The organism is Anabaena sp. FACHB-595, from assembly GCF_048568275.1.
Taxonomy (GTDB): domain Bacteria; phylum Cyanobacteriota; class Cyanobacteriia; order Cyanobacteriales; family Nostocaceae; genus Trichormus.
Genome location: NZ_CP183473.1, coordinates 1,747,164 through 1,771,848 on the forward strand (window position 1 = coordinate 1,747,164; position 24,685 = coordinate 1,771,848).

At 42.4% G+C, this 24,685-nt stretch carries 28 protein-coding genes; 14 read left to right on the top strand and 14 right to left on the bottom strand.

The window, feature by feature from the left end; genetic code table 11:
• Window positions 1-190 precede the first annotated feature (190 nt).
• Entirely contained in the window at window positions 191-640 is a 450-nt protein-coding gene (locus ACN222_RS07360) for a hypothetical protein (protein ID WP_010995654.1), read from the bottom strand.
• A 568-nt stretch (window positions 641-1,208) separates the two neighbouring features.
• Here ACN222_RS07360 and ACN222_RS07365 point away from each other — a divergent pair.
• Window positions 1,209-1,391: a hypothetical protein gene (locus tag ACN222_RS07365; RefSeq protein WP_010995656.1), complete on the top strand. Its 183-nt coding sequence runs from the start codon at window positions 1,209-1,211 to the stop codon at window positions 1,389-1,391.
• 171 nt (window positions 1,392-1,562) lie between these two features.
• Here ACN222_RS07365 and ACN222_RS07370 read toward each other — a convergent pair whose 3' ends face one another.
• The 3 genes from ACN222_RS07370 to ACN222_RS07380 are packed head-to-tail and all read right to left on the bottom strand — an operon-like array spanning window position 1,563 to window position 3,715.
• Complete coding sequence (locus ACN222_RS07370) at window positions 1,563-1,874, bottom strand: chaperone modulator CbpM (RefSeq protein ID WP_010995657.1); 312 nt, start codon at window positions 1,872-1,874, stop codon at window positions 1,563-1,565.
• Window positions 1,871-2,815, bottom strand: coding sequence for a DnaJ C-terminal domain-containing protein (locus ACN222_RS07375; protein ID WP_044520964.1), 945 nt, complete (start codon window positions 2,813-2,815; stop codon window positions 1,871-1,873). The genes ACN222_RS07370 and ACN222_RS07375 overlap by 4 nt, the downstream gene beginning before the upstream one ends.
• A gap of 42 nt (window positions 2,816-2,857) precedes the next feature.
• Window positions 2,858-3,715: a DUF6920 family protein gene (locus ACN222_RS07380; protein ID WP_010995659.1), complete on the bottom strand. Its 858-nt coding sequence runs from the start codon at window positions 3,713-3,715 to the stop codon at window positions 2,858-2,860.
• A gap of 887 nt (window positions 3,716-4,602) precedes the next feature.
• On the opposite strand from ACN222_RS07380, the gene ACN222_RS07385 reads away from it, so the two are divergent.
• The 6 genes from ACN222_RS07385 to ACN222_RS07410 all read left to right on the top strand — a co-directional run bounded on the left by ACN222_RS07385 (window position 4,603) and on the right by ACN222_RS07410 (window position 10,852).
• Entirely contained in the window at window positions 4,603-6,555 is a 1,953-nt protein-coding gene (locus ACN222_RS07385; RefSeq protein WP_010995660.1) for an ATP-binding cassette domain-containing protein, read from the top strand.
• Window positions 6,552-7,658: an ABC transporter permease gene (locus ACN222_RS07390; RefSeq protein ID WP_010995661.1), complete on the top strand. Its 1,107-nt coding sequence runs from the start codon at window positions 6,552-6,554 to the stop codon at window positions 7,656-7,658. The genes ACN222_RS07385 and ACN222_RS07390 overlap by 4 nt, the downstream gene beginning before the upstream one ends.
• A gap of 402 nt (window positions 7,659-8,060) precedes the next feature.
• On the top strand, window positions 8,061-9,518 hold the full coding sequence (locus tag ACN222_RS07395) for a mCpol domain-containing protein (protein ID WP_010995662.1): 1,458 nt from the start codon (window positions 8,061-8,063) through the stop codon (window positions 9,516-9,518).
• A gap of 192 nt (window positions 9,519-9,710) precedes the next feature.
• Window positions 9,711-10,028, top strand: a complete 318-nt coding sequence (locus ACN222_RS07400; RefSeq protein ID WP_010995663.1) for a DUF433 domain-containing protein — start codon at window positions 9,711-9,713, stop codon at window positions 10,026-10,028.
• Window positions 10,029-10,266: 238 nt separating this feature from the next.
• Window positions 10,267-10,515 carry a hypothetical protein gene (locus ACN222_RS07405; RefSeq protein WP_010995664.1) on the top strand — a complete coding sequence of 83 codons (249 nt, stop codon included), beginning with the start codon at window positions 10,267-10,269 and terminating at the stop codon, window positions 10,513-10,515.
• Window positions 10,516-10,651: 136 nt separating this feature from the next.
• Window positions 10,652-10,852, top strand: a complete 201-nt coding sequence (locus tag ACN222_RS07410) for a type II toxin-antitoxin system RelE/ParE family toxin (RefSeq protein WP_231865516.1) — start codon at window positions 10,652-10,654, stop codon at window positions 10,850-10,852.
• A gap of 139 nt (window positions 10,853-10,991) precedes the next feature.
• Here ACN222_RS07410 and ACN222_RS07415 read toward each other — a convergent pair whose 3' ends face one another.
• The 3 genes from ACN222_RS07415 to ACN222_RS07425 all read right to left on the bottom strand — a co-directional run bounded on the left by ACN222_RS07415 (window position 10,992) and on the right by ACN222_RS07425 (window position 12,037).
• On the bottom strand, window positions 10,992-11,381 hold the full coding sequence (locus ACN222_RS07415; protein WP_010995665.1) for a type II toxin-antitoxin system VapC family toxin: 390 nt from the start codon (window positions 11,379-11,381) through the stop codon (window positions 10,992-10,994).
• On the bottom strand, window positions 11,371-11,580 hold the full coding sequence (locus ACN222_RS07420; RefSeq protein WP_010995666.1) for a hypothetical protein: 210 nt from the start codon (window positions 11,578-11,580) through the stop codon (window positions 11,371-11,373). The genes ACN222_RS07415 and ACN222_RS07420 overlap by 11 nt, the downstream gene beginning before the upstream one ends.
• Before the next feature lie 262 nt (window positions 11,581-11,842).
• Window positions 11,843-12,037, bottom strand: a complete 195-nt coding sequence (locus tag ACN222_RS07425) for a hypothetical protein (RefSeq protein WP_044520966.1) — start codon at window positions 12,035-12,037, stop codon at window positions 11,843-11,845.
• Window positions 12,038-12,062: 25 nt separating this feature from the next.
• Here ACN222_RS07425 and ACN222_RS07430 point away from each other — a divergent pair, with 25 nt between their 5' ends.
• From ACN222_RS07430 to ACN222_RS07445, 4 genes are all read left to right on the top strand, one after another.
• Window positions 12,063-12,932 (top strand): hypothetical protein, encoded by an 870-nt coding sequence (locus tag ACN222_RS07430; RefSeq protein WP_049942385.1) that lies wholly within the window; start codon window positions 12,063-12,065, stop codon window positions 12,930-12,932.
• Between the two features lie 173 nt (window positions 12,933-13,105).
• Window positions 13,106-13,678, top strand: coding sequence for a PspC domain-containing protein (locus tag ACN222_RS07435; RefSeq protein ID WP_010995669.1), 573 nt, complete (start codon window positions 13,106-13,108; stop codon window positions 13,676-13,678).
• Window positions 13,679-13,966: 288 nt separating this feature from the next.
• Window positions 13,967-15,094, top strand: coding sequence for an ABC transporter permease (locus ACN222_RS07440; protein ID WP_010995670.1), 1,128 nt, complete (start codon window positions 13,967-13,969; stop codon window positions 15,092-15,094).
• Window positions 15,095-15,109: 15 nt separating this feature from the next.
• Window positions 15,110-16,405, top strand: a complete 1,296-nt coding sequence (locus ACN222_RS07445) for an HlyD family secretion protein (protein WP_044520970.1) — start codon at window positions 15,110-15,112, stop codon at window positions 16,403-16,405.
• A gap of 91 nt (window positions 16,406-16,496) precedes the next feature.
• On the opposite strand, the gene ACN222_RS07450 is transcribed toward ACN222_RS07445, so the two are convergent.
• The 3 genes from ACN222_RS07450 to ACN222_RS07460 all read right to left on the bottom strand — a co-directional run bounded on the left by ACN222_RS07450 (window position 16,497) and on the right by ACN222_RS07460 (window position 17,918).
• Window positions 16,497-16,799 (bottom strand): hypothetical protein, encoded by a 303-nt coding sequence (locus ACN222_RS07450; protein WP_044520972.1) that lies wholly within the window; start codon window positions 16,797-16,799, stop codon window positions 16,497-16,499.
• 104 nt (window positions 16,800-16,903) lie between these two features.
• On the bottom strand, window positions 16,904-17,443 hold the full coding sequence (locus tag ACN222_RS07455; RefSeq protein WP_010995673.1) for a general stress protein: 540 nt from the start codon (window positions 17,441-17,443) through the stop codon (window positions 16,904-16,906).
• A gap of 49 nt (window positions 17,444-17,492) precedes the next feature.
• The gene (locus ACN222_RS07460; protein WP_010995674.1) at window positions 17,493-17,918 is read right to left on the bottom strand and encodes a hypothetical protein; all 426 of its coding nucleotides are present in this window, start codon (window positions 17,916-17,918) and stop codon (window positions 17,493-17,495) included.
• 539 nt (window positions 17,919-18,457) lie between these two features.
• Here ACN222_RS07460 and ACN222_RS07465 point away from each other — a divergent pair.
• From ACN222_RS07465 to ACN222_RS07475, 3 genes are read left to right on the top strand one after another with little or no spacing between them, the layout of a single operon-like run.
• On the top strand, window positions 18,458-19,972 hold the full coding sequence (locus ACN222_RS07465; RefSeq protein WP_010995675.1) for an efflux RND transporter periplasmic adaptor subunit: 1,515 nt from the start codon (window positions 18,458-18,460) through the stop codon (window positions 19,970-19,972).
• Complete coding sequence (locus tag ACN222_RS07470) at window positions 19,969-21,264, top strand: ABC transporter permease (RefSeq protein WP_010995676.1); 1,296 nt, start codon at window positions 19,969-19,971, stop codon at window positions 21,262-21,264. The genes ACN222_RS07465 and ACN222_RS07470 overlap by 4 nt, the downstream gene beginning before the upstream one ends.
• Before the next feature lie 5 nt (window positions 21,265-21,269).
• The gene (locus tag ACN222_RS07475; RefSeq protein WP_272867758.1) at window positions 21,270-21,962 is read left to right on the top strand and encodes an ABC transporter ATP-binding protein; all 693 of its coding nucleotides are present in this window, start codon (window positions 21,270-21,272) and stop codon (window positions 21,960-21,962) included.
• 47 nt (window positions 21,963-22,009) lie between these two features.
• Here the strand turns inward: ACN222_RS07475 and ACN222_RS07480 are convergent, their stop codons facing one another.
• The 4 genes from ACN222_RS07480 to ACN222_RS07495 form a co-directional block, all read right to left on the bottom strand.
• Entirely contained in the window at window positions 22,010-22,504 is a 495-nt protein-coding gene (locus ACN222_RS07480) for a rhodanese-like domain-containing protein (RefSeq protein WP_126987386.1), read from the bottom strand.
• Window positions 22,505-22,576: 72 nt separating this feature from the next.
• Complete coding sequence (locus ACN222_RS07485) at window positions 22,577-23,575, bottom strand: permease (protein WP_010995679.1); 999 nt, start codon at window positions 23,573-23,575, stop codon at window positions 22,577-22,579.
• A gap of 12 nt (window positions 23,576-23,587) precedes the next feature.
• Window positions 23,588-23,830, bottom strand: coding sequence for a thioredoxin family protein (locus tag ACN222_RS07490; protein WP_010995680.1), 243 nt, complete (start codon window positions 23,828-23,830; stop codon window positions 23,588-23,590).
• A 66-nt stretch (window positions 23,831-23,896) separates the two neighbouring features.
• Window positions 23,897-24,559: a GIN domain-containing protein gene (locus ACN222_RS07495; protein WP_044522840.1), complete on the bottom strand. Its 663-nt coding sequence runs from the start codon at window positions 24,557-24,559 to the stop codon at window positions 23,897-23,899.
• Window positions 24,560-24,685: the final 126 nt, after the last annotated feature.

Consider the following 24,685-nt stretch of genomic DNA (forward strand, 5'->3'; position numbering starts at 1 on the left):
ATCTATTTTTGGTTAAATAATTGCTGAACACGCGATATTTTCTAATAAATAAAAAGATGCGATCGCATTCTTTTTAGGGACTTCCAGAAAATAAATTATCCAATTTAGTCAGGTCATATTTTCTGTTTCTCCTCTGCCCCCTGCTGACTTAGTGATGGTATATTTTTTTTAGTTGGAAGTCCCTTACTTCTCATCGTTTCGCCTTCGGATAAAACAAATATGTCACCCACTCACTGAGTGGGTTTTCATGTTCTGCCAAAGAGTTATCACCTTGACAAATAAATGTCACAAAGTAATATAGTTGCTCTTGCGTGTGGACAAACTTACCGTATTCTATCTGCCGAGTTATTTCCACAGAAGTAGCCTTTTCTAACGGGGAGAGAGGGGAAAGTTTTAAGCTCACACTTAATGGAGGTGATTCAACGAGGTCTTTAATCCCTCTATCTACTACAAGTGAAATTACCCACTCCTGACCCCACGGGTGTGGATCGGGCGAAACAATTTGTAGGCAAGGGGTGTTTTTATCGACCCAATACCATGCACCCTGATTAAAAGATTCAACAGGGATGTAATTGTCTTGGGGTGGCAATTTTCCTATAAATTTGAGATAGTCTGTATCTTGGCGATCGGTTAGGTTCATTACGATAATTCCTGCCAACAGTACTTAGTATTTTTAAAGGCTTTGATATTGCGGATTGTTCTCTTAGGAGTGCTTAAATCCGAAACTAAATAAATTATGAAATTAGCTTTAGAATGTAATGGTTAATAGCTGTTATCAGACAGGAAATTGCATGAGATAATATTCTTAGGTGAAAGTATTTATACCTTGCTAAATAAATTGAAAGCTGTGGAAGCAGATAGTAGAAATCATATCCCAATTATTGTGAATTCAACATCTGCCACAAGTACTATTGAACACATTTTTAAGATAGAGTTTGCCGGATATTTGCTCAAACCAATTGACATTAATAAATTAGTTGTCATGATAGAGAAACTAGTGACAATTACAAAAGTCAATATAATAGGAAAAAATAACTATGGACTAATCCGGAAAATCCGAACACTTATGTCTCCCCAGAAAAGAGAAATTCCAGCGATCGCTTTTACTAGCAATGCTGAAAGCTCTTGCATATATATATCCAAAATCCTTTGGCGAAGCAGTTAGTAAAAGAAACAGCAAAACCGCTTAAATATTCTCTGAAAACATCATGGAAACAGTAGGAAATAACTCACTAGATATCAGCCAGATTAGCCCTAAAGTAAAAGAGCTAATTAAGCAATACGCTGCTGTAAATAACTGTACACAGGCTGAAATGCTAGAATATATTGTTTTGGAGTGGAACACCCAACAAAGCGAGAGCGAACGACCATCAGGAGACGAAGATGAATAGCTTTTTACTTATCCTACCTGCTGTATGACACTCATCGCCACAGCCTTGTTGTCTCCGGTAATCATTTTCGGGGTGATTCCCAGCAGTTGCAACTCTTTGAGAGTGTCAGCAATACCAATAGCACCCGCCCTTCTGCGGTTTTCGGAAATTAATCAGACCCAATCGTGGTCATCACCATTGCTTAGAGGGATGAGACTGATACACCTTTAGCTGCGCCCGTAATTGGGCAATTTCCGTCGCCATATCTATTACCATTGCCGCGCCGACTAAATTTAGCCCCAAATCTTGACGCAAGCGTTGAATCTGAGCAATTCGCGCGATCGCACGGGAATGCAGCAAATCACCAATCGCTTCGATTACGCCTAACTCAACATAAACCTGCACAACGCTAATCGAAGTCTCAGTTATTGATGCGGCATATTCAAAGGTGTAGAGTTGTTCGCCTTCGAGTGAAACCACGGTTTTTGAAAGGCTGAAGGTCATAACTTAATCTCCTCTAACTGGGTACGTGGGTTAAAGCTAGTATTTGCCTGGATTTTTTCGTAGTATTCTTGCTCGATCGCACTCAGGTCTTGCGGCGTGACCATCTGAAGTTTGGCAAATAAGTCACCTCGTCCCCCTTTTGGCAATGTCCAGCCTTTGCCGCGCAGTCTGAGCGATTGCCCCGATCGCACTCCTTTGGGAATTTTCATCGTCACGCTACCATCGGGGGTTGGTACGCTGATTTGTGCGCCTAAAACCGCTTCATCAGGGCGAATGGGAATTTCGCAAACCAAGTTATCGCCCTCAAATCGAAAGAAGGGATGGGGTAAAACTTCGATAGTTAAATATAAATCGCCACGCTGTTGAGAGAATGGACTAGGACGACCTTTACCTTTGATGCGAATTCTACTCCCAGGCTTTGCACCAGGGGGAATACGGACGTTGATTGTTTCCTCATCGAGTTGCAGCCGTTTTTGGACACCGTGAAATGCTTCGGAAAATGTCAGGGCTATCGCGGCTTCTGTGTCCGGTGCGGGAGCTTGAGAACGAAATCCCCCACTAAAATCATCAAAGCCACCAGTGGAGGTTTTACGTCTCGTTCGACCCAGCAGATCGTTGATAAACGAATCAAAATCGCCGTACTGATCGAAGTCAGTTGTATCAACATTAGTGGAACTGGGTGGCGGTGCGTCAGTGTACCCTGGGTGATTCCAGTGCTGACCAAAGCGATCATATTTCTGCCGCTTTTCTGGGTCAGAGAGTACCTCATTCGCTTCGTTCAGGTCTTTGAACTTTGCTTCTGCGTCTTTATCTCCAGGATTGAGGTCAGGATGATATTTGCGGGCAAGTTTGCGGTAAGCGCGTTTAATTTCTTCAGGGGTTGCCGTTTTGCTCACTCCCAGAACTGCGTAATAGTCTTTAAAATCCGTTGCCGTTGGCATCACTGACCTCTCAATTATGGGTTATTTTCCGATGGGTGCAATTCATGCCGCGAACTCATAATTAATTTCTGTAATTCTTCCTTTAAAATAGAGCCGAGTGCCTTCTGGATGCTCCCATCCCACTTCGCCTTCTAAGGGAATCAGCATCCCATTGCGAACTGAATATTCCCCAAATCTGCCACCCCAAGGCATCGCAGTCAGCTTATCGCCATCCATTCGATAACGAGCCTCAGCCCGAATAGTCGCGATCGCCCCTTCGTCATTAAACTGAAATACAAGGGAGACAGTTGTTATACCATCCGTCATAGTAGCGCGAGCGGATGTGTCATCAATCGCCTCCCAGCGCACACCCTGACTAGGTAACAGAGCCGTGGGATACCACGCCGTCTCTGCAAAAAACCGCAATAATTCACCTTGGTTCGATTCAGGTGTACCGTACATTTTGGCAACGGTGAAAAGACCGAATAATGAAGCCTGTAAGTTGCCTTCTCCTAACAGATAGGTATCATGGACAAAGGCATTCACTCCGGGAGCCATCTGAATACGTGCATCCCAATCAAAACCGGGGCGCTGGGTGATCACAAGCTGTGTGGCGGTAAACTTACTCCACTTTGCCTCAGTTTCACTCATATTGAACTGCCCCTGCTGAGAGAGTTTGACCGCAGATGCGATCGCTTGTCCATCCTTAAGCACAGTCCGAAAGAATCGCTGTACGGGGGCTGGTAAGCCTTCAATTTCCTTTTTGTCATAGATTTTGGGCTTAATTATCTGCTGTCCATTTGTTAATTTGGCGCGTAATTTATCAGTATCCAACTGCCACCGATAACCACCATAAATGGCTGCAATTCCCAAGCAGACTATGATAAAAATACCAATAATTCCAATCCATTTAATCCACATGATACTTACCTATATTTGTTAATTCAGAAGTTGATAAATTGTGATGATTGAAATAATTACTACAATAGATGTATAGATCAGCATTGTGTACTGGGATAACCAATTGGGAAGATAAATTGCAAAATTGTCTCTTGTAGAGTTTGAATATTTACGAGCCATCAAAGTTAATGGGCATTGAAGTTTAAAAGTTAACAGGGTCAGCCCTTCTAGAAATACAAATCCATAACCAATCCAGAGCCATACATCAATTTTATTGACGATTGCGGCATAAAGCATATAAAAAATTACAAAATTGAAGAATACCCATATCAACGTGTGAATGATTTTAATTAGAGTCAATTTGGTTTTATTTTCCATATTGTCTCAGTATGCTTTCTCCACCTTTGGTAGTAAAATGCGACAAAGATATATAAAGGATCTGCGGGTTAATAGTGTCCTAACCAGCCGGGTTTCGACTCCGCTCAACCCTCATCTGTCGAGAGTTGAGCGGAGTCGAAACTCGGTTTACTGGTACTTTATTTTCATGCAAGTCCCTAAGCTATTACGAGTGTCCCCCAGTTTAAACAAAGAAGTCTGGTATTTACGTTGCTTCTTCATATCCCCCTATGTTGACAATTACATCAGCTTTAACCTAACTTTTCACTAAAGCATAAAACATCAAATACTTCTTGTATCTGAATAGGTAAATAGAATCAATTTCATCTATTTTTTTGGAAGTATTTATCAGAATACGTATTATTCATACATATTTTAATCATTTAAATAAACATGATATTTAATTAGAAGATTTATACTTATTTTTGTAAAAATAAGAGAAAATAAATGAGTATACAAAGAAGTATTTTGATTTGTTATTTGTCTTCATTCCTTGAGCAAGGTTTTAGCCTATGAAAATTTCCCATGAGTTAATTCCTGCTGCTTCTTTAAACTTAAATGAGGTGACAATCGAGGTTCGGGGACTCTACAAACACTATGGTAAAACCATTGCAATTCGCGGACTCGATCTGCAAATCCGCCGTGGCGAATTGTTTGGATTGATTGGGCCTGACGGTGCAGGTAAGACAACCACATTCAATATTTTGGGTGGCGTGATGCAGGCAACCGCAGGGGATGCTAAAATTCTCGGATTACCTGCCCGTGATGCGCGAAATTACACTGGATATTTAACTCAACAATTTTCTCTTTATCCTGATCTGAGTGTGGATGAAAATATCTATTACAGTGCAGGATTGCGACTTGTCCCCGAAGATCAACTGGAAGCACGACGCACCAAGTATCTTAAGTTGATGCAACTCGATTCATTCCGCGATCGCCTTGCCGGTCGTCTTTCTGGTGGGATGAAGCAAAAGTTAGCCTTGTGCTGTGCATTAATTGCTGAACCGCAAGTATTATTGCTGGATGAGCCAACAACTGGAGTCGATACCATTGCTAGGCGTGAGTTTTGGGACATTCTGGCTGGATTAACTGTCCAAAATATTACCGTGCTGGTTGCAACTCCAGATTTAGATGAAGCCGAACGCTGCGATCGCGTGGCATTAATTTACAACGGACAAATTCAGCAAATGGGTTCTCCCACAGAACTCAAGGGGAATTTAGGCTTAAATCGGTTAATTATCCGCACTTCGCAGCTAATTAAGGCAGAACAAGCCCTGATTGTCACAGGTGAAATTGTAGAGGTTTCCACATTAGGCGATCGCCTGGAAGTTTTGGTGAAAGATGTGAAATCGGGAATTGCCTTTGTGCGCGATCGCTTGACTCAAAACAATGTACAGTTCGAGGAAATTCAACCAGAATCACCCACACTAGAGAACGTTTTCACCACACTCTTACGCCAAAAAGGTTCTGTACCAAAATCTCTGGCATTTCCGCGAGTCAAAAGCTTGGCAATATCTGAACCTGCAAAGGCGAAAATAGCCATCTCTGCACAGAATCTCAATCGCGTTTTCGGTGACTTTCACGCCGTTGTGGATTTGAATCTTGATATCCGCTATGGCGATGTTTATGGACTTTTGGGCGCAAATGGAGCCGGAAAAACCACCGCTATTAAAATGCTATGTGGCCTATTACCAATTAGTTCTGGCGAAATCTCCCTGGCTGGAGAAACAGGTGATCTTCGCAGTGCAGAATTGCGGCAACGCATCGGCTATATGAGTCAGAAGTTCACCCTCTACGATGATTTAACAATTCTGGAAAATTTGCAGTTCTATAGTGGTGTTTATGGCATTCCACCCCGTCAGCAGCGAGAAAAAATTAGTTGGGTGTTATCCATTTCGGGATTAGAAGGACAAGAACATTTACTGACACGACAACTCCCCGGTGGATGGAAGCAACGGGTAGCATTTGGCGCATCCGTCATCCATGAACCGGAAATTTTGTTTTTAGATGAACCGACTTCTGGCGTAGATGTTTTAGCACGGCAGCAATTTTGGCAATTGATTAATGATTTTGCTCGTCATGGGACGGCAATTTTGGTGACAACCCATTATATGAACGAAGCGGAACAATGTAGCCGGATGTGTTTTATGGTTGCAGGGCGGAAAGTTGCCGAAGGTTCTGCCAGTGAGATTAAAGCTGCACAACCTGGTCAATTATTTGAGTTAAAAATTGGCGAACTGCAAGGAAGTTACGATCGCTTACGGCAATTTCTCGAACCGTGGCGCGTCTCCATTTTTGGCGATCGCCTCCACGTTGTTCTCGATCATCCCACCGCAGAACTGCCCCAAGTGCGGTCATATCTGCAATCGGCAAATCTCTCTCTTACAGATATTCAACCCATGCCATTTTCCTTAGAAGATGCGTTTATTGGGGAAGTGCAACGAGCCGGAGGTGCGCCACCATGATGATTCGCCGGATTCGCAATCAATTATTCAAAGAATTAGAGCAGTTTGTGCGCGATCGCTTAGGTGTTGCCCTCGCTTTTATTTTACCTGTGATTGCCCTGCTAATTATTGGCTATGCAATTCGGCTGGAAACGAAAAATATTGCCCTGGCGGTGCGGGATCTCGATCAGACAAGCTTCAGCCGGAGTTATATTGAACGACTATACGCCACCAATTTATTTGTACCAGCACAATGGCAAGGCGAACGCTTTCCCGATGCCATCGACCGGGGAACTGCTCAAGTGCAAGTCACCATTCCACCAGACTTTACTGCTGAGGTACAAGCAGGCAAAACTGGAAATCTGCAAGTTGTGATTGATGGCAGTGATGTGATCAACGCACGGGTAACAAGATTGGCGATTCAGGGAACAACTTTGTCAGTTGTACAAGCCCAACTCGGTAAACTTGCTGACTCTGTTGGTGTAATTTCTCAGGTGCGACTCTGGTTTAATCCGGGACGACAAGAATCATTATTCATTGTACCTGGAAGTTACGGGGTGATTTTAGCCATCTTTCCGCCGTTGTTGATAGCGATCGCATTAGTGCGAGAAAAAGAACAAGGGACAATTCTACAGCTTTACGCCTCTAGCCTCAGTGCCTCGGAACTATTGCTAGGTAAGTCCTTGGCATATACCCTCGTGGGATTGGGAGAAGCTTTAATTCTGTTTATTGTCGGTTTTTTGTTGTTTCAAGTGCGCGTGATTGGCGATCCCACCCCCTTAATTATTGGCACTCCCATATTCATCTGGGTAAGTGTACAACTCGGATTAATCATCGGCATTTTTACTACCACCCAAAGCGCGGCTGTACAAGCGATCGGCACAATTAAAGTGCTGACTGCCTTTTTGCTGGCAGGATTTTTGTTTCCCCTCAATACAGTGCCGTTTCCATTTTCTATTGCTTCCTACTTAGTTCCCGTGCGGTATTACATCGAACTGTGTCGGGATGTATTTGTGCGGGGTTCAGGCTGGTTTGGAACTTGGCATCTCATCGGTGCTTTGCTGCTTTTGGGGATTTTGGAGTTTGCGATCGCTTGGTGGGGAATGCGGCGAATGCAACTATAGAGATATATTCTAATTTATGCCGTTTCAGCGATCGCCCAGATTATCAATAATTGTTAATTATGCTTGACGTAAGGCTTTCAGAACTATCAAATTTTGAATTTGGAATTGCTACATTTTAAGTGTTCAAAATTCATGCAAAATATATACAAGTAGTTCTAATCAAGCGGACTACGAACAGCTTTACCACTCCTATTAAGTACATGAGTAGAAATCATCGTTGTTTTAACATCCTTGTGTCCGAGTAGTTCCTGCACTGTGCGGATGTTGTAGTCGTTTTGTCATAAATGGGTAGCAAAACTGTGGCGACGAACTTCTGTACTACGTGAATCTTTGGAAATGCTACCATAAGGAAAAACAAATTGCCAAATCCAATCATAGCAATTCATAAGTAATTAGAGAGACATGACGACCCTACTCGTTCTCGGCAACACTAATGAGTCTACATTTGCAAACTCTGTAATCGCAGCTAACGCTAAGGCTGAGGAAATATTTGAGCAGGGTCTAACAAATATATTTGTTGTCCATTCAAGAAAATCCTATGCCAAGCTAAAGTGTAATGAAAATTGGGTAGATCATGCAGAGGCAAATGGTGTAAGCCGAGAATTATTTGTCGATAAAATCGTTGAGATTACAGCAGAAGATGACTCCATTAAAAGATTCGTTGATTATATTGAGTTTATTTTAAAGGGTATTCCAAATGGATCAAACCTTATTGTTGACATTACAAATGGAACTTCATTGCAGAAAAATTTACTCTCAATAGCTTCTTATATTCTTGACGTAAAAAATCAATACACGATCGATAGTGACAAGTTGTTTGCACTAACTGAAGAAAGAGGCTTTATGCCAACTGATATTTTGCTATCCTGCTATGCTCCAGTCCCTGATAGCACTAGACTTGATAGCATCGCCTATCTAAATCTGTCAGAAATGGTACGCTACAGGAAAATTATAGAATCTCATACTAATAAGTATGTAGCAATAGATTCAAGTTCTTCTGATAAAGAGTTTTTCAAAGATAACTTGGGTCATTCTATTCAGTTAAAGTTACAAGGAGATCAAAGTAAAGATAATGCTATATATCGAATAGCAGCTTCGTCAATTTCAGCAAGTGTGGAGGATCTAATTCGCCTTCTTGTGAGCAAATTTATATTGGCTGATACTCCTGATGGAGTAGATCGCAAAACTTTTGGACAAAAGCTCAAAATTATTCAAGCCAAAATTGAAAAAGATGCGCCGTCTGACTTTGATATAGAGTTTTTTAGCAAGTTCAATGATTTCATTTTGTACTTGAGAAATAGTTCCACGCATAAAGGTAAGCTTTTAAATGACTTGGAGAAGTTCAAGGCGGAGCTTTCTGTCAAAATGGCTTTTCCTTTTATTGAATTTTATACAGATATTGTGCATCCTTTGTTATCAAGTGGTGAGCTTTCTAGAGAACCGAAGCATATGAAAAAGTTAACGTATGCTGATATAGCACCAGGAGACACCTTATATTATGGGTTGGATGGAGACGATACAGGAAAGATATTAGAAGAACTTTTTCTTTCCTGTAGCGATGAATCTAGCTTTCGGAAATTGAGTAAAGATGTAGCGAATGCAATTTCAAAAATCTCTAAATTTGTTACTGATAAGCTTGGTAAGAATGCAGTTGTATTTGAGGCAGGTGACGATCTTCTGTTCAAGGGAAATCTTCAAGAAGATATGCTTTTTGAAATGCAAGCTATGTATTCACAATTAACACCTGGACTAACGTGTTCAATTGGCTATGGGCGATCATTTCAAGAGGTATATTTGGCATTAAAGCTCGCAAAGACTCAGCCAGGTAAAAATGCTATTGTTGGAATTGAGCTTTGCTGATTTTGTCGCAGCATAACAACGCCCATGCACAATGATCGGTTATAAATCAAAGTTTACCTGCGGCGGGTAATGGTCGCTTTTAGTATTGGCGATCGCTTATCCAAAATTGAGATTGGGCTTTAAAACAGTCGATAAGATAATTACTATAAAATTTCAAGTTAGGATGAAATAAGCGAGAGAGATTTTGTTGTCATGAATAAGAGGACTCAACTGCTCGAAGTAATTGCAGCTTTACCAGAGGAATTAGTTGACCAAGCATTGAATTACGTGCAAATGTTGCAAAATCCAATTCAGATTACACCTGGAGTTTGCAGTGGACAAGCACGAATTAGAAATACACGAATTCCTGTATGGACTTTGGTAGCATATCGTCAACAAGGTGCGCCGGATGAAGAATTATTGGCAAATTATCCTGGATTGACTGCGGAAGATTTAAGTGCAGCTTGGCATTACTACGAACAAAATCCCGAACAAATCGATCAAGAAATTGCCCAAGATGATTTAGTTTAATGGCATTACAATTTTACTCAAATGAAAATTTTCCGATCGCAATGAGTATGGTAAAAGTTGATTGCGATCGCCGATCTTTTAGGATGCGTTAATGAAATGTAACGCACCATCTAGATGCTGATTTCTACTAAAACCGTAGACTGGGATCTATGTGATTTCCTCAACCTCCTCAAAAGGCTTATTTTCCGCCTTCTGTTAAAATGGTGGGTACTGACTGACTGCCATAGGAGATCAACTTATGACGATCGTGATTAACCTGACCCCAGAGTTAGAGGAGCAGCTACGCAAAAAAGCTACTCATCAAGGGCAAGATATCAGCCTTGTTGCTGCTGAACTTTTGGCAAGTGTCCTTGAGTGGGAAGCGCAGGATTCAGAGGATGCTATAAAAGGCATTCAGCAGGGATTAGATGATTTTGAAGCAGGAAATTTCCGCTCTTTCGATGAATTTGCTGATGAACAACGTCGTAAATATAACCTGCCAGCATGACCTATCGTGTTGAAATTTCAAGCATAGCGGAAGCGGAAGCAGATAGCGCATTTCTGCGACTAGCGCAGGTTACGTCTCTACGAGAGCGAGTCAATGGCACGGTGGACTGCTCAAAGCAATTGAGTCTTTATCGACAATGCCGAAACGATGTCCGCTTGCGAAAGAAAACGAATATTTTAGTCAGGAGATTCGACAACTTCTTTACGGACAAAGACGTAATTCGTATCGCATCCTGTTCACTGTTTTAGAAGAAGTGTTTACAGTTCGCATCCTTCACATTCGGCATTCCTCACAACCAGTAATTGGTGAAGCGCCAGAAGATCCAGATGCAAGCTAACAAACCCAATGCAAAGGAAGTACAGACTCTTCGCGCTTCGTTTCAGTCGTATCTGTGTCCGTTGCATTTTGCCGTTAGACATCGCTGTTGAATATTGCAGACTTAAGCGTTAAGCGATCGCAAAATATAATAGCCATCATTACCAATGCTCTATAACCAATCCATCCACATAATCAAAATCTGAATTATCGGTCACAAGCACCCAACCATGTTCCAGACAATGCGCTGCAATCCAAACATCATTCATCGGAATTGGTCGTCCTTTGCGCTTTAAAGCAGAACGAGTTTGAGCATAGATAACTGCTGTTCTCTTTTCCACAGGCACAACCGTACAAACTTCCATAAACTCCAAATATCGAGGAAGATTTTTCAACGGTCGAGTCGAGTTCTCAGCCCCAAACAGTAACTCTCCAACTACTACCACCGACAAAAATATTTCCGGTAACGCCAACACCCTTGAAACAACATCAGGATCACCATTCAAAAAACGTATTGCAACAGAAGTATCTAATGCAATCTCACCACTCATTTAAATCAACCTGACGACAATCAGCTTGAATTGCTTCCTGTAAATCGGCCGCCTCATTATCACTCAAAATACCAGCAAATTTCGCTAGAGGATGATGACTGCGCGTTGTCTGAAGACGATGTAAAAAATCTAACATTACTTTAACTAACTCATCTGGAACCTCTGCAAGTTCTTGGATAAGCTGCTCGCGGCTAGTCATACATTTGCCCTCTTTAGCAAAGTTTATTATTTAATATTATAACGAATCAGTGAATCAGCTTCCGTAACCTCCACCAATCCCTCACGTCCATCAGTATACTTGGCTTTCTGTTGGACTAGAGGCTACGTCAACAATTCCATTATCCAAAATTTAAAATCTAAAATTCGGTAAGGAGTATGGTTGTTTGGCTAGTGTTTATCCTCAACGAGAGCCTGAATGGAACTGTTGGGATATTTTGGTTGGTTCAATCCCTGGGGTAGATTCAGGTAGAACGAATTTCATTTATTATTAGGTCGGCTTGAGTATTAGCGATGCCCTTGGCAAGCACTTTGTGGTATCGCCGATTTTTAAATATATCTAATTCCTGAAGACTAATGCTGAATCGTCTTTGCTTTGCTGCTTTTGCGGATGGCTGAGTTTGCGGCAATGCAACTATCCAATGAAGCGAATTCATCATGATGTAATTCACGAGGATAAAATCTATGAAATGGCAACAATTAATTCTGGGTTTTATCGCCACCATCAGCTTAATATTTGCAGGTAATGCCCTAGCGCAGACTGACATCAATATCAACAATACCAACCTGATTCGCTTTGGTGGTAGCGTCACCGTACCAGAGAATCAAGTTGTCGAAAATGCCTTGGCTTTTGGGGGGAGTGTTACAGTATCCCCTAATGCTAGAGTTTTAAATACTGCGATCGCATTTGGCGGGGATGTCATCCTGAAAAAAGGAGTGCAGGTAGAGGGTGATGTTTACTCCTTTGGCGGCAAAATCGTCAAAGAAGAAGGTGCGAATATTGGCGGTAGCTATACAACTAATGATCAACCTGGGATGATGGATGGTTCCCATCGAGGTAGAGGTAGCTTCTTCTACGCTATTTCTCTCGGTCCCATTTTTAGAATTGGTAACGCCATATTAGCAGCGATTCTTGGACTGATTATTTTGCATACCAATCCAAAGTTCCTGCCTTCTTTGGCTACAAAATTGCGTCAACACCCCAGTTTGGCTGTTTTATGGGGAATGGGGGCAATTGTCGGCATTATCTTTGTGAATGTGTTTCTAGCGATTACGCTGATTGGTATTCCTCTGATTCCACTACTAAGCCTAACGGTGATTATCACTTCTTTAGTCGGATCATTAGCCGTGGCACTTTTTGTTGGTCAAAGTCTAGTCGGTAATCGTAATTGGTCCTTACAGCAGCAGTTTTTGGTAGGTTTGGCGGTCGTGACTATTCTGACCCTAATTCCATTTTTCGGAAGTTTAATAATTTTCCTAGTCAATATGTTCGGATTGGGTGTCATCTTACTGTGGAAACTTGGTAGAGAAAAACCTCAAATAGCGACTGAGTGAGGGCATTCTCCTGACTTTACCTGTGGCTATGGATCAGGAGATTGAGTTGCAAATCCCATCTACAACGCTCCAAAAGTGGTAAACGATTTCGGCTCGTTGATTGACCCTAAAAACCAGCCATCAAATCTAAATCAAAAACCTTCATTTGACCTTATTTAAGTTTAAGAAAATCCATGATTTACTTGCCTTTGATTTCAATCCTGTTGCTTGTTGGGCCAGCACTTGCAGCTATCTCCATAACGCGATCGCTCACCACCCGTGGACATTTATTTTTGTTGAGTATATGTATCCTCTACGGAATTTTTCCATTCCTGGTCACTTGGGGAGGGATGGGTTTAGCTGAACGCTTTGGTTGTTCAGCAGAAGCAATTCGCTTTATTTGTCCGTCCTCATCTTGGCTTGGAGACGTGATTTCGGGAATGTTCATGGCTCACTGGCTGGCGATTTTCGCTATTCCATCAGCCATTTTCGGTGCGATCGGACTCCTGATTTCTTTGATTCTCAAGGTCAAGAGATCGCATACCAATACTCCCGTCATACCAAGGATTGTATTTTATCGCAGTCGTCATAAAGTTTTCGCAGGTGTGTGTTATGCCCTTTCTCAGCTATGGAATTTACCAATCATGGGTGTCCGAATTGTTACCGTTATTTTAGCGATCGTCATCCCTGGATTTATTTTTCTGTACTTTTGGTGTTGGTTGGCATTCCCCATCGAATCGCGATCTCAACAACAACCTGTAGGATAACAATCATGAGTCTACACAAATATCATCAAAATCCTCTGAAAAAAATAGATTTTTTAAAATTAGAGAGATCACATTTTTAGCAAAGTTCTAATAAAAAATAAAAACAGGTAAATAAAGCGGGGCATAAATTATTAAATCTAAATCGAAAAGCCCTATTTTTACAAATTTTATGTAAAGTTGCATATTATCCTGAAATACCTTGATTAATTCATCTTTATCTGTGTTTATCTGCGCCTATCTGCGTTTAATTATTCTTGATATTTGATTCTATTTGGTATTAAAAAATCAATGATGATAAATCGCCGCCTATTGGCTTTGTTAATCAAAGAAAGTACTGAACTATTGCGTAATCGCCAACTGGTTATTTTTCTCACAATCGCCCCAATTATTTCAATGGTGATTTTTGGCTATGTGATGAATTCCAATGTGACAAACTTACGGCTGAGTATTTTGGATCAAAATCAAGTAACAATCAGCCGAGATTTTGTAGATGCGTTTACTGCAAATCATGTGTTTCTTGCGACTCGCCACACCAACAGTCAACAAACTCTCACCCAACAAGTTGAGCGGGGAGAAGTCGATGCTGGATTAATCATTCCACCTAGTTTTGATCGGGATTTGCTGCAAACTGGAAAATCAGAAGTTCAGGTTGTGGTTGATGGAATTAACGCCTACAGTTCTGGACTTGCAAAAGGCTATGTCAGCCAAATTACAACTCGATTTAACTTAGATTTACTCCAACGCTATCAACCTGTGTCAACTGGGTTAGAAGTCCCCGTTCAAACTGAAATGACGTTGCGCTACAATCCCGGAATGCTTGATAGTTGGTTCTTTGTTCCTGGCGTTCTGGGCGCAATCATCACCTTGAGTGCCATTCTGGCTGCGGCTGTGGAAGCGGTTCGAGAAAAGGATCAAGGAACACTAGAACAGTTGTTGATGACTCCAGTTGCATCAACTTATATTTTGATTTCTAAAATTGTGCCGATATCTGCTTTACTCACAGGCACGTTGCTGATTTGTTTCCTCGTTGCTCACTGGGTTTTTGCCTTACCTTTTCGCGGAAATTTATTTTTATTACTGCTATTTTCCATTCTCTACATTCAGATTGGTGTTGCCATTGGACTGGCAATTTCCACATTTTCTGAGAACAAATTGCAAACAATTTTGATTGGGATATTTCTCAATATTCCCATTATTTTATTAGGCGGTGCGGTGACGGCGGTGAATAGTATGCCGCTTGTATTTCGCTGGATTGCCCAAATTAATCCGCTTTATCATTATTTGATCATTCTCCGCAGCATTCTTCTTAAAGGTGCAGGTTTGGAAGTTTGGGGTTTAAATGCGATCGCCATGATTGTATTTGCAACCGTGACAGTTCTGGTGAGTGCAAATCGCTACCGTAGTCAATTAAGTTAACTCAGGGTGTATTTTATGTCACATACAGTTGATTCTTCAAAACCTATTACAATCCCTCAAAAATCTGTTACAACGCCTCAAAAGCCTGACGATCTAAAAATTCCCACTCCGAAAAAACCCCGACGCTGGTTGTGGATTTTGGGCGGAACTGTGGCGATCGCATCTGTCGGCTTTGGAGTCTGGTATGGGTTTTTTCGTCCCCAACCTGCAAAGATGATTCAATTCAATGGACGGATTGAAGGCTATGAAACCGATGTCAGCACCAAAGGCATTGGTCGAGTTGAAGAAGTTACTGTGCGGGAAGGAGATACAGTCAAAAAAGGACAATTATTAGTGCGTCTTAGTGATGAAGAAGTACAATCTGAACTGAGCGCAGCCACAGCCCAGGTAAATGCAGCAAAACAACGAGAAGCTTACGCCCGGTTACAAATCTCTATTCTCGCAGATCAACTCGCAGATGCTAATCTGAATTTACAGCAATCCCAGGGTGACACCCAAGGTAAAGTTGCGGAAGGTCAAGCCCTTGTCTCAACTGCAAAGGCTGTTGTGAAACAAGAACAAGCACGAGTTTTAGAAGCGCGGGCATTAGTTGAACAGGCGCGGGTAGATAGCGATCGCTATGCCCATCTGGCAATTGAAGGAGCAGAAACCAAACAACGCTATGATGTGGCGCAAACTTTTTACAATACTGCCAAAGCTGCTTTGCAAAGCCGTTTAGCTGCTGTGGAAGCGGCACAAACAGCCGTTAATATTGCTCAGGGAAAATTGACGCAAGCACAAACCACAACCCTGAATCCAAGGCGACAACAAACTAATGTCAGTCGATTCGAGACACAAGCACAACAGGCACGCAACACAATAGCAGCCGCCCAAGCTGATGTGAAAACTGCCCAAGCAAATCAACAATTGATTCAGAGTCGGTTAAACAATCTGACTGTGAAAAGCCCGATTGATGGCGTTGTTACGACACGCAGCGTTGAACCTGGTACAGTGGTTTTACCATCGCGCCCCTTGCTGAGAGTTGTAGACTTGAGTCAAGTTTATCTGCGGGGCTTTATTCCCGGTGGGCAAATTGCTCAAGTTCGCGTCGGACAACTTGCCAATGTTTATTTAGATAACGATCCCAAACACCAAAAGTCTTTTAAAGCAACTGTTACCGCTATAGATTCTCAAGCCTCCTTTACCCCAGAGAACGTTTATTTTCAAAGCGATCGCGTGCAACAGGTATTTGGTGTGAAACTGAGCTTGGAACAACGAGAAAGACTAGCAAAACCGGGAATGCCTGCGGATGGAGAAATTCCCTTGCATTAGCAAGAAAGGCAGAAGGGAATTCTGATTCCTGCCCTCTGCCTTCTTCACCTTTTATTAGTCATTTATTTCTCTAGGTTTTCACTTTATCCAGCTAACCCTTTTTAGAACTATGCTGCATATTAAACCACATAGAAATTCCTGTAAAAAGCAAGATGAACAAGCCGAGAGCATTTAGGAACGGATAAATGACTTCTAGATTAAGTGCGCCAAAATGTCCCTTGTGCCAATCTAATAACCAGTAAAACCCATCTTTTTTACCTGCTAAATCAACAATCTGAAAAATAGTTCCTGTAATTGTTGTCAGCAATAAAGGTAACAACATAATAGGTGCAAGTATGCTGTGCAGATGGCTAATATTTTGAAAATAGTGGCTATGATTTTTTGTGGTTGTCATCAAATAATTTCCTTATCCATAACCTTTGTAGAGATGTAACAATGCTACATCTCTACATTTTTTTCACCAGATGTCTAATGTTGGCAGATTAATAGTTCAAAGCCTTAAACAGGGACAGACAAGCTGATTTCATGACTGATTTTGCCTAGCATTTGCTTCGCCTGACTAACATCATCTTTGTTACCTGTCACCAGGATGATGAACTCGCCTGCTTGGATTTTAGTCTCGTACCTGAGTATCTCGTGCTTCGGTATTCCTAACCCTCCTAACGCACCAGCTAGTCCGCCAACAGCAGCAGCACCAGCGCCACCAACAAGGGTTCCTTCCAACCAACCTGCTAATACTCCTACAATGGGGCCAGCAATGATGATCGGCGCGACTCCGGGAATAAATACCACTCCAGCCCCTGCTAAAATGCCAAATAAACCGCCGACGAAGCTACCCCAATAACCACCACCTGCGGCCCCTGCTTTAGCTGTATCTTTCCAGGTGAGAAATCCCCGCACATTTTCTGTGGTTTGGTAGTCTTTACCAATGATTGAGAGCTTTTGCATATCGAAGCCTGACTTTTGTAGCTCCAATACAACCCTTTCTGCTTCTGCATGAGAAGGGAAATGGGCAACAACGCTATGTGTATATGTCATGAGTTTAGCTCTTGTATGTATGTCAAATAGTTCTCAAACAAGCTTGGTTTTACTTTTTCGTAGTTACCGCAGCAGCTTCAGCATCTAGTCTGGCAGCGATCGCTTCTAAGGTGGCTTTTTCAGCCTCTTCAATGGTGGCGATCGCTAAAAAGGTTGCCGTAGCTGCATGGTTTTCAGCTTTATCTGCCCGATGTTCAAGCTTCTTTACTTTGCGGCTCGTTTTCCATTCCTCGACATGGGACTTCACCTCAGATTCTTTTTCTTCAAATTGAGTTTTCAGCTTTGCTCGGTAATCGTCGAATTCTTGTTTTTTAGCATCCAGCTTTATTTTCGCTTCTTCAAGTTGGGATTCAATTTCAACTTGAGTTTTTTTCGGCGCAGATTGAATACTTGCCTTCAGCGATTTTACCCGTTCTTCAACTGCTTCTAGATTGTCATGCAGGTTTTTAGTGAAGTTATCAATTGCAGTACTCATGATAATTACTCTAGTATGTTTATTTTCTGAAATCTGGCTCTATGATCGTCAAGCTTAAAATTAACAGCTATGCTTGAGTTTTACCACACATTTAATATTTACAAATTTTGAAAAATATAACCTCTGCCTTTTGAATGTTTTAGTATAAGTTATACAATTCAAACATTATTTAAATCGTTCTTAAAAATATTTTATATGGTGATGAGTTACTCTTTGCTTCTTTTGACAAGACTTGTGGGACTATTACAACAAGGTAAAGGTTAAAAAATCTCCAAGTAAAACTGAGACAATATGGTGAAAAAACTAGTATATTGTTGATTTAATTCTAGTAATCGCTTGATTTATTCTCATACCTAAGATGAAAAGGTGAGCTTTTTTAAATCAACCAAATAACCCTAGAAATCAAACATCACTTTGTTATATTGTAAGAGTATTCATACTTTAATTTTTTACTGATAATTTTCCCAAATCATAAAATTATATAGACAGTTTTATATGCTTGCCGCACTTTTGCATTTTATAAATTAGAGGTATTACCTATGAGCATCTCCCTAATACCTAAAGAGATAAAACCTAAAGAGGTAAAACCAAAGGAACTAAAGCCGAATGGACTGAGTAAGCTAAAAGCAAATAAATGGCTACTTGGGTTACTGATATTGATACCTATGATTGGTATTAGCTATCTTGCTTATCACCAACTGGTTGTAGTGCCTCAACAACAGGCAAAGAATAAGGTGCAAACGGCTTTAGTCAAGCGGAGCAATCTGCCAATCACGGTTTCTGCAAATGGGACGGTGCAACCCGAACGATCAGTAAATGTGAGTCCTAAAACGTCAGGGATTCTCAAGCAACTGCTGGTGAAAGAAGGTGATTCTGTGCAACAAGGGCAAATACTTGCTTACATGGATGACTCAAATCTTCAGGGGCAATTACATCAGGCTCAGGGTAATCTCGCTGCGGCTCAAGCAAATGTGCAGAAACTAGTAAATGGGAATCGTGCTGAAGATATTGCCACAGCACAGGCACAACTGGCTGAACAAGAGGCAAATCTCCAAAAATTGCTGAATGGAAATCGACTCCAGGAAGTTGCCCAAGCCCAAGCTCAGTTGAAAGATGCTCAATATGCTCTGCGTCAAGCTGAAGATGATCTGCAAAGAAACCAAAAACTTTATAGCTCAGGTGCGATCGCCCTCCAAAGTCTAAATACCTTCGGCACTAGCCGCGATCGCGCCCAGACTCAAGTCAAGCAAGCAGAACAAGCTACTTCATTAGTGCGATCGGGGACTCGTCCAGAAGATATTACTCAAGCTAGGGCAGTGGTAAAGCAGAAACAGGAAGCTCTATCGCTCTCTCAAGCGGGGTCACGACCGGAAGATATTCAGCAAGCCCGCGCTCAAGTGGCATCGGCTCAGGGGGCAGTGCAAATTATTCAAGCAAACCTCAACGATATGGTGATCCGCGCCCCCTTTAGTGGGATTGTTGCCCGGAAATTTGCCGATCCTGGCTCTTTCGTTACACCCACCACAGCAGGTAGTGCCGTTTCCTCTGCTTCATCTTCTTCCATCTTGGCTCTTGCATCCACGAACCAGATTGTTGCCGATGTGGCAGAAGCGAACATTGCCCAAATTCGTATGGGTATAGTTGCAACAATTCAGGCAGATGCTTATACAGGGAAAACCTTTACCGGAGAGGTGACGCAAATTGCCACCCAGTCAAGTGTTGTGCAGAACGTGACCAGCTTTGAAGTGAAGACATCAGTGCCAGATCCCCAAGGCTTATTGCGATCAGGAATGAATGTGACTGTGGACTTTAAAGCTGGAGAGTTAAAAAATGTCATAGTAGTGCCGACTGGGGCGATCGTGCAACAAAACAATGCTCAGGGTGTGTTTGTCGCCAAGGATCAAGGCGATTCGGTCTTTGTGCCGATTGTCGTAGGGACAACAGTAAATGACAAAACCGAGGTCAAATCTGGCTTAACTGGAAACGAAAACGTTTTACTCAGCTTTCCACCTGGAACTCGTAAGGTTTCTACAGCTAATGGCAGACCTTCATGAAAAAACTTACTAATTTACAGACAAAAACTCGTCCGCGCCGTTCGGGAAAGCGTAAGGTATCTTTCAGTGAAGTTTTGATCATGTCAGTCGAAACACTGTGGGGTAATAAACTGCGGACAGGTTTGACTATGTTGGGGGTGATTATTGGCATCTCCTCGGTGATTACGATTACCTCTGTGGGACAGGGCGTACAAAAGTCAACAGAGTTACAAATCCAAGCCTTGGGAACAAATGTGATGTTGGTTTCCGCAGGGGCAGCCAGAACAGGCGGTATCAGCCAAGGCGCAGGTTCAGCCAGTACACTAACCTGGGAAGATGCCCAGGCGATCGCCAAACAAGTCCCAGCCGCTAAATCGGTTTCGGCATTCTTACAACGTGGTTCAATTCAGGTCGTCAGGGGCAATACCAACATCGCCACGACCCTTTTAGGCACGGATTTGAACTATCCAACGATGAAAAATATTCATCCCCAAGTGGGACTATTTTTTAATCAAGGGGATTTAGATGCTGGGCGACCTGTGGCGTTTCTCGGTTCTAAGGTGCGAGATGAATTATTCAACGCAGACGAAACTGTGATTGGAACTGATTTGCGGATTCGGGGCAAACGATACACTGTCGTTGGGGTGGCGGAATCAAAAGGAACGTCGGGTGGACAGGATCTAGACGATCTGATTTATATCCCCCTTACCAATATGTCTGCCCAAATTGTGGGCAATAACGCCTTGACGGGTGTAGCAATTAATGGATTCTGGGTAGAAGCAAGCGATGGCGATCAACTGAACTCGGCTCAATTTCAGGTGACAAATATTCTGCGTCTACGGCATGGCATTCATCCGTCAGATGTCGATGATTTTCGGATTATCAATTTAGTTGATATTATCAGCACTTTCAGCAATGTGATGGGGTCATTTACCTTGATGATCGGTGCGATCGCCGGGATTTCCCTAGTTGTGGGCGGTATTGGCATTGCCAACATCATGCTAGTTTCAGTGATGGAACGAACGCGAGAAATCGGCATTCGTAAAGCTGTGGGCGCAACCGGCACAGATATTTTGAGCCAGTTTTTGACGGAGGCGATCGTTATCTCCACGGTTGGCGGTGTGATTGGTGTGGGATTGGGTATCGGGTTCGCCTTTGCTGCCGCAACTGTGTTCAAATTTCCGTTTATTGTGCCGTTGTGGTCGATTGGGACAGGATTTAGCCTTTCATTAGTAGTTGGCGTTCTGGCTGGCGGTATCCCAGCGCGGAATGCTGCCAAATTAGATCCAATTTCAGCACTACACAATGAGTGATCGCTATGGCAACTATGATCTCGATGGAAGGCATTACCAAAACCTATCACTTAGGAGAATTGGATGTACCCGTTCTCAAGGAAATTAATTTATCAATTGAAGATGGGGAATATGTGGCGATTATGGGGGCTTCAGGTTCAGGGAAATCAACACTGATGAACATTATTGGTTGTCTGGATCGTCCTACGAGTGGACAGTATATCTTGGACGGTAGAGAGTTGACGACGCTAGATGATGATGAACTTGCAGATATCCGCAATCAGTATATTGGCTTTGTGTTTCAACAATTCAATTTGTTGCCCCGATTAACAGCACTAGAAAATGTTATGCTGCCGATGATTTATGCAGATGTCCCTCGTTCGCAACGCCTGAAATCTGCGATCGCCGCCCTCGAAAATATCGGATTAGGCGATCGCTTAACAAATCGCCCTAGCCAACTTTCAGGAGGACAGCAACAGCGAGTAGCGATCGCACGGGCATTGGTGAATCATCCGGCTTTAGTGTTAGCAGATGAACCAACGGGGGCTTTAGATTCCAAAACTTCTCACGAGATTATGAATCTGCTGACGGAATTAAATCAACAGGGAACTACGATCGCAATTGTCACCCATGATGCAACCGTAGCAGATCAGACAAAGCGGGTGATTCAAATGCAAGATGGCGTGATTGTTGAAAGAGCGATCGCCCAACATTTCTAACACCAGCATTGTTCTCTCGGAGGATTTTGCAGGGTAATTAGTTTTAGTCAGGAGGCGATGGTCTTCGACCGACCGTAGGTCATCGCTTCTTTTGCGTTTTTCCAGCCCGCAAAGCTAGGTGGGAAACCTTGCACATTCTCATAGCCTAATAGGTGTAGTGTCATTACCCCCATTGCTGATCGATAACCAGAGGAACAGTACAGCACCACGGGGCGAGTGCGGGGAATTTGATTCAGATTTTGCGACAGGGTTCTTAGGGGAATATTAATTGCGTTAGGTATATGTCCAGCCCGATACTCAGAGGCTTCTCGCACATCTACTAACATGGGCTGAGACTTCTTTAACAGGCTTTTTAACTCTTCGACAGTGGCGATCGTGTAATAACCTGCGGGAATCGAAGTGAGAAAACTATCAACTCCCGATTCCAGATTACGGGGTTCAGATAGAGTTTGCATCCTGGGTTGAGAGATTGATTCAACTTGTGTGAGAGTTGCTGCTAGAGTTGGGTTTAGCCCAGCACCAAGCAAGAGGTAAAAACACATAGCAAATCCCAGCAATATGGTCTGAATTAGTTTTTTACATATCATATAATTTTGCAATTGTAAAGTAGCAAGTCAATTAATTATGGTGTTGAATATGTAGCCGATGCTGATAATGCCAACGGTCATTAACCCGACAAATACAGCTAACAGTTGTGGTCGTAGCACTTTTTTGAGAATCACTATTTCAGGAAGAGATAGTGCTGTTACTGCCATAGTGAAAGCTAAAACTGTACCCATAGGCATTCCTTTATTTACTAAAGCTTCAGTAATCGGCATTACACCCGCAATATTCGCATAGAGTGGAACACCCAAAATTACCGCGATCGGCACTGCAAAAGGATTATTCGCACCTGCATATTTAACAATAAAATCTGTCGGCACATAACCATGAATCCCTGCACCGATCGCAATTCCACCCACCACATAAAGCCACACCGATCGCACAATTTCACTAGATTGGAATCTTCCTTGCTCAAATCTTTGTCCCCAGGTTAACGCCACTGGTTCTAGGTTGTCTTCCCCTTCTAGAGGTATTGCTTGACGAGATTTTTGCAATTCCCAAACAAATGGTTCTACCCATTTTTCTAATTTCAGGAGTCCAATAATGTATCCAGAGGCGATCGCTAAACCCACGCCAAAGCCGATGTAGATCAGTGTCACCTTTAACCCAAACAATCCCCATAAAAGGATAACAGCAACCTCATTTACCATTGGTGCTGCCATCAGATACGAAAAAGTCACGCCTAAAGGTACACCTGCTTCCAAAAAGCCGATAAACAAAGGAACCGCAGAGCAAGAACAGAATGGTGTGACGATTCCTACCATTGCTGCCAAAATATTTCCGGCAAAAGTACGCTTTCCTTCTAGCAAAGAGCGAACGCGCTCTGGTTCTAAAAAGCTTTGAAATGTCCCAACAATAAAGCTAATTACAATCAGTAATGTTAAGACTTTTGGCACATCATAAAGAAAGAAGTGCAGACTCGATCCTAAATGCGATGAAATCGACAAGCCCAAGATTTGAGTGACAATCTGGGTTGCCAACCAATCAAACGGATAAAACGGATCGAACATGAATTTGCCTCTTTAACGCTGCAATAGGGGCTGAATTTGTTCGGTACTGATTACTTGACCTTTGCTGACAACTTTGCCATTGATTGCCATAGCGGGAGTAGACATCACACCTCGTTTAGCAATTTCGATTGGGTCGGTAATATGTGAAACTTCAGCAATTAAATTGAGATTAGTTACAGCTTCTTTCGCATTTGCTTCTAGCTGTTGGCATTTTTTACAGCCTGTACCCAAAATTTCAATCTTGATGGCATTCATGATATAACTCCTTTTTTGTATTCTCTAATTCAATTTTCTCTCTACTGAATCCAAGCGATCGCTTCGCTAACGTTTCTTGATTGACCCCACGCCCCGCCCAGATTCCCGAACTTGAGGAGAGCCAATATACTCTATTGAACCCACGCCGGATACAGTCGCATCTAACTGCTGAGTGACATTAACCACAGCACTCCCCACGCCGCTATTGCGAACCGTCGCCTGCTTAGTCTGGAAATTTTCACCTTGGAAACTTCCAACCCCGGAAAGATCGAGTTCAAGCACATCGACACTGCCGGCGATCGTCATGCTACCCACCCCATCAAGGGAAATCGACAACTGTTTACCTTGGATATCGTTTATCTCAACACTACCGACACCATCTATATTCAACCTCTCTAGGCTTTTCACCTCCACAACAAACTCAATGGGGTTGGTGGGATTCATATTTGTATCTTTTGCGATGGTGAGATACAGAACCTTGTCAGCTACACGACTTTCTAGCAACGGTAGGATGTTGTCGTCGGCGGTGATCTTTAGGGACTCTTTTCCCGTCTGCTGTATCCTGACTTTACCTACGGATTTACTAGAAATGGATGAGAATCCACCCACTTCTCTAGATTCGGTCTTAACTATTCCAGAGCCTCTCAGCCCACCCAAATTGAGATAGCAGCCTGTTAACAGGCTCAAAGTTGTTAAACACACAATCAAACCGTATGGCTTCGATCTCATTGTTTTGCCTGCTATATAAATCCTTAGTCGTTCACTTTTCATGCAACAGCTTTCTAGAAAGCTTCTGGCTTAATACGAGGCGATTCTTGCGTTTTTTATAAGCCAAGTAACTAGCAATAATCATCA

Bases quoted from the DNA above. Each gene is read 5' to 3' on its own strand.
- ACN222_RS07360 (WP_010995654.1), bottom strand. From the start codon at position 640: ATGAACCTAACCGATCGCCAAGATACAGACTATCTCAAATTTATAGGA.
- ACN222_RS07365 (WP_010995656.1), top strand. From the start codon at position 1,209: ATGGAAACAGTAGGAAATAACTCACTAGATATCAGCCAGATTAGCCCT.
- ACN222_RS07370 (WP_010995657.1), bottom strand. From the start codon at position 1,874: ATGACCTTCAGCCTTTCAAAAACCGTGGTTTCACTCGAAGGCGAACAA.
- ACN222_RS07375 (WP_044520964.1), bottom strand. From the start codon at position 2,815: ATGCCAACGGCAACGGATTTTAAAGACTATTACGCAGTTCTGGGAGTG.
- ACN222_RS07380 (WP_010995659.1), bottom strand. From the start codon at position 3,715: ATGTGGATTAAATGGATTGGAATTATTGGTATTTTTATCATAGTCTGC.
- ACN222_RS07385 (WP_010995660.1), top strand. From the start codon at position 4,603: ATGAAAATTTCCCATGAGTTAATTCCTGCTGCTTCTTTAAACTTAAAT.
- ACN222_RS07390 (WP_010995661.1), top strand. From the start codon at position 6,552: ATGATGATTCGCCGGATTCGCAATCAATTATTCAAAGAATTAGAGCAG.
- ACN222_RS07395 (WP_010995662.1), top strand. From the start codon at position 8,061: ATGACGACCCTACTCGTTCTCGGCAACACTAATGAGTCTACATTTGCA.
- ACN222_RS07400 (WP_010995663.1), top strand. From the start codon at position 9,711: ATGAATAAGAGGACTCAACTGCTCGAAGTAATTGCAGCTTTACCAGAG.
- ACN222_RS07405 (WP_010995664.1), top strand. From the start codon at position 10,267: ATGACGATCGTGATTAACCTGACCCCAGAGTTAGAGGAGCAGCTACGC.
- ACN222_RS07410 (WP_231865516.1), top strand. From the start codon at position 10,652: ATGCCGAAACGATGTCCGCTTGCGAAAGAAAACGAATATTTTAGTCAG.
- ACN222_RS07415 (WP_010995665.1), bottom strand. From the start codon at position 11,381: ATGAGTGGTGAGATTGCATTAGATACTTCTGTTGCAATACGTTTTTTG.
- ACN222_RS07420 (WP_010995666.1), bottom strand. From the start codon at position 11,580: ATGACTAGCCGCGAGCAGCTTATCCAAGAACTTGCAGAGGTTCCAGAT.
- ACN222_RS07425 (WP_044520966.1), bottom strand. From the start codon at position 12,037: ATGATGAATTCGCTTCATTGGATAGTTGCATTGCCGCAAACTCAGCCA.
- ACN222_RS07430 (WP_049942385.1), top strand. From the start codon at position 12,063: ATGAAATGGCAACAATTAATTCTGGGTTTTATCGCCACCATCAGCTTA.
- ACN222_RS07435 (WP_010995669.1), top strand. From the start codon at position 13,106: ATGATTTACTTGCCTTTGATTTCAATCCTGTTGCTTGTTGGGCCAGCA.
- ACN222_RS07440 (WP_010995670.1), top strand. From the start codon at position 13,967: ATGATGATAAATCGCCGCCTATTGGCTTTGTTAATCAAAGAAAGTACT.
- ACN222_RS07445 (WP_044520970.1), top strand. From the start codon at position 15,110: ATGTCACATACAGTTGATTCTTCAAAACCTATTACAATCCCTCAAAAA.
- ACN222_RS07450 (WP_044520972.1), bottom strand. From the start codon at position 16,799: ATGACAACCACAAAAAATCATAGCCACTATTTTCAAAATATTAGCCAT.
- ACN222_RS07455 (WP_010995673.1), bottom strand. From the start codon at position 17,443: ATGACATATACACATAGCGTTGTTGCCCATTTCCCTTCTCATGCAGAA.
- ACN222_RS07460 (WP_010995674.1), bottom strand. From the start codon at position 17,918: ATGAGTACTGCAATTGATAACTTCACTAAAAACCTGCATGACAATCTA.
- ACN222_RS07465 (WP_010995675.1), top strand. From the start codon at position 18,458: ATGAGCATCTCCCTAATACCTAAAGAGATAAAACCTAAAGAGGTAAAA.
- ACN222_RS07470 (WP_010995676.1), top strand. From the start codon at position 19,969: ATGAAAAAACTTACTAATTTACAGACAAAAACTCGTCCGCGCCGTTCG.
- ACN222_RS07475 (WP_272867758.1), top strand. From the start codon at position 21,270: ATGGCAACTATGATCTCGATGGAAGGCATTACCAAAACCTATCACTTA.
- ACN222_RS07480 (WP_126987386.1), bottom strand. From the start codon at position 22,504: ATGTGTTTTTACCTCTTGCTTGGTGCTGGGCTAAACCCAACTCTAGCA.
- ACN222_RS07485 (WP_010995679.1), bottom strand. From the start codon at position 23,575: ATGTTCGATCCGTTTTATCCGTTTGATTGGTTGGCAACCCAGATTGTC.
- ACN222_RS07490 (WP_010995680.1), bottom strand. From the start codon at position 23,830: ATGAATGCCATCAAGATTGAAATTTTGGGTACAGGCTGTAAAAAATGC.
- ACN222_RS07495 (WP_044522840.1), bottom strand. From the start codon at position 24,559: ATGAGATCGAAGCCATACGGTTTGATTGTGTGTTTAACAACTTTGAGC.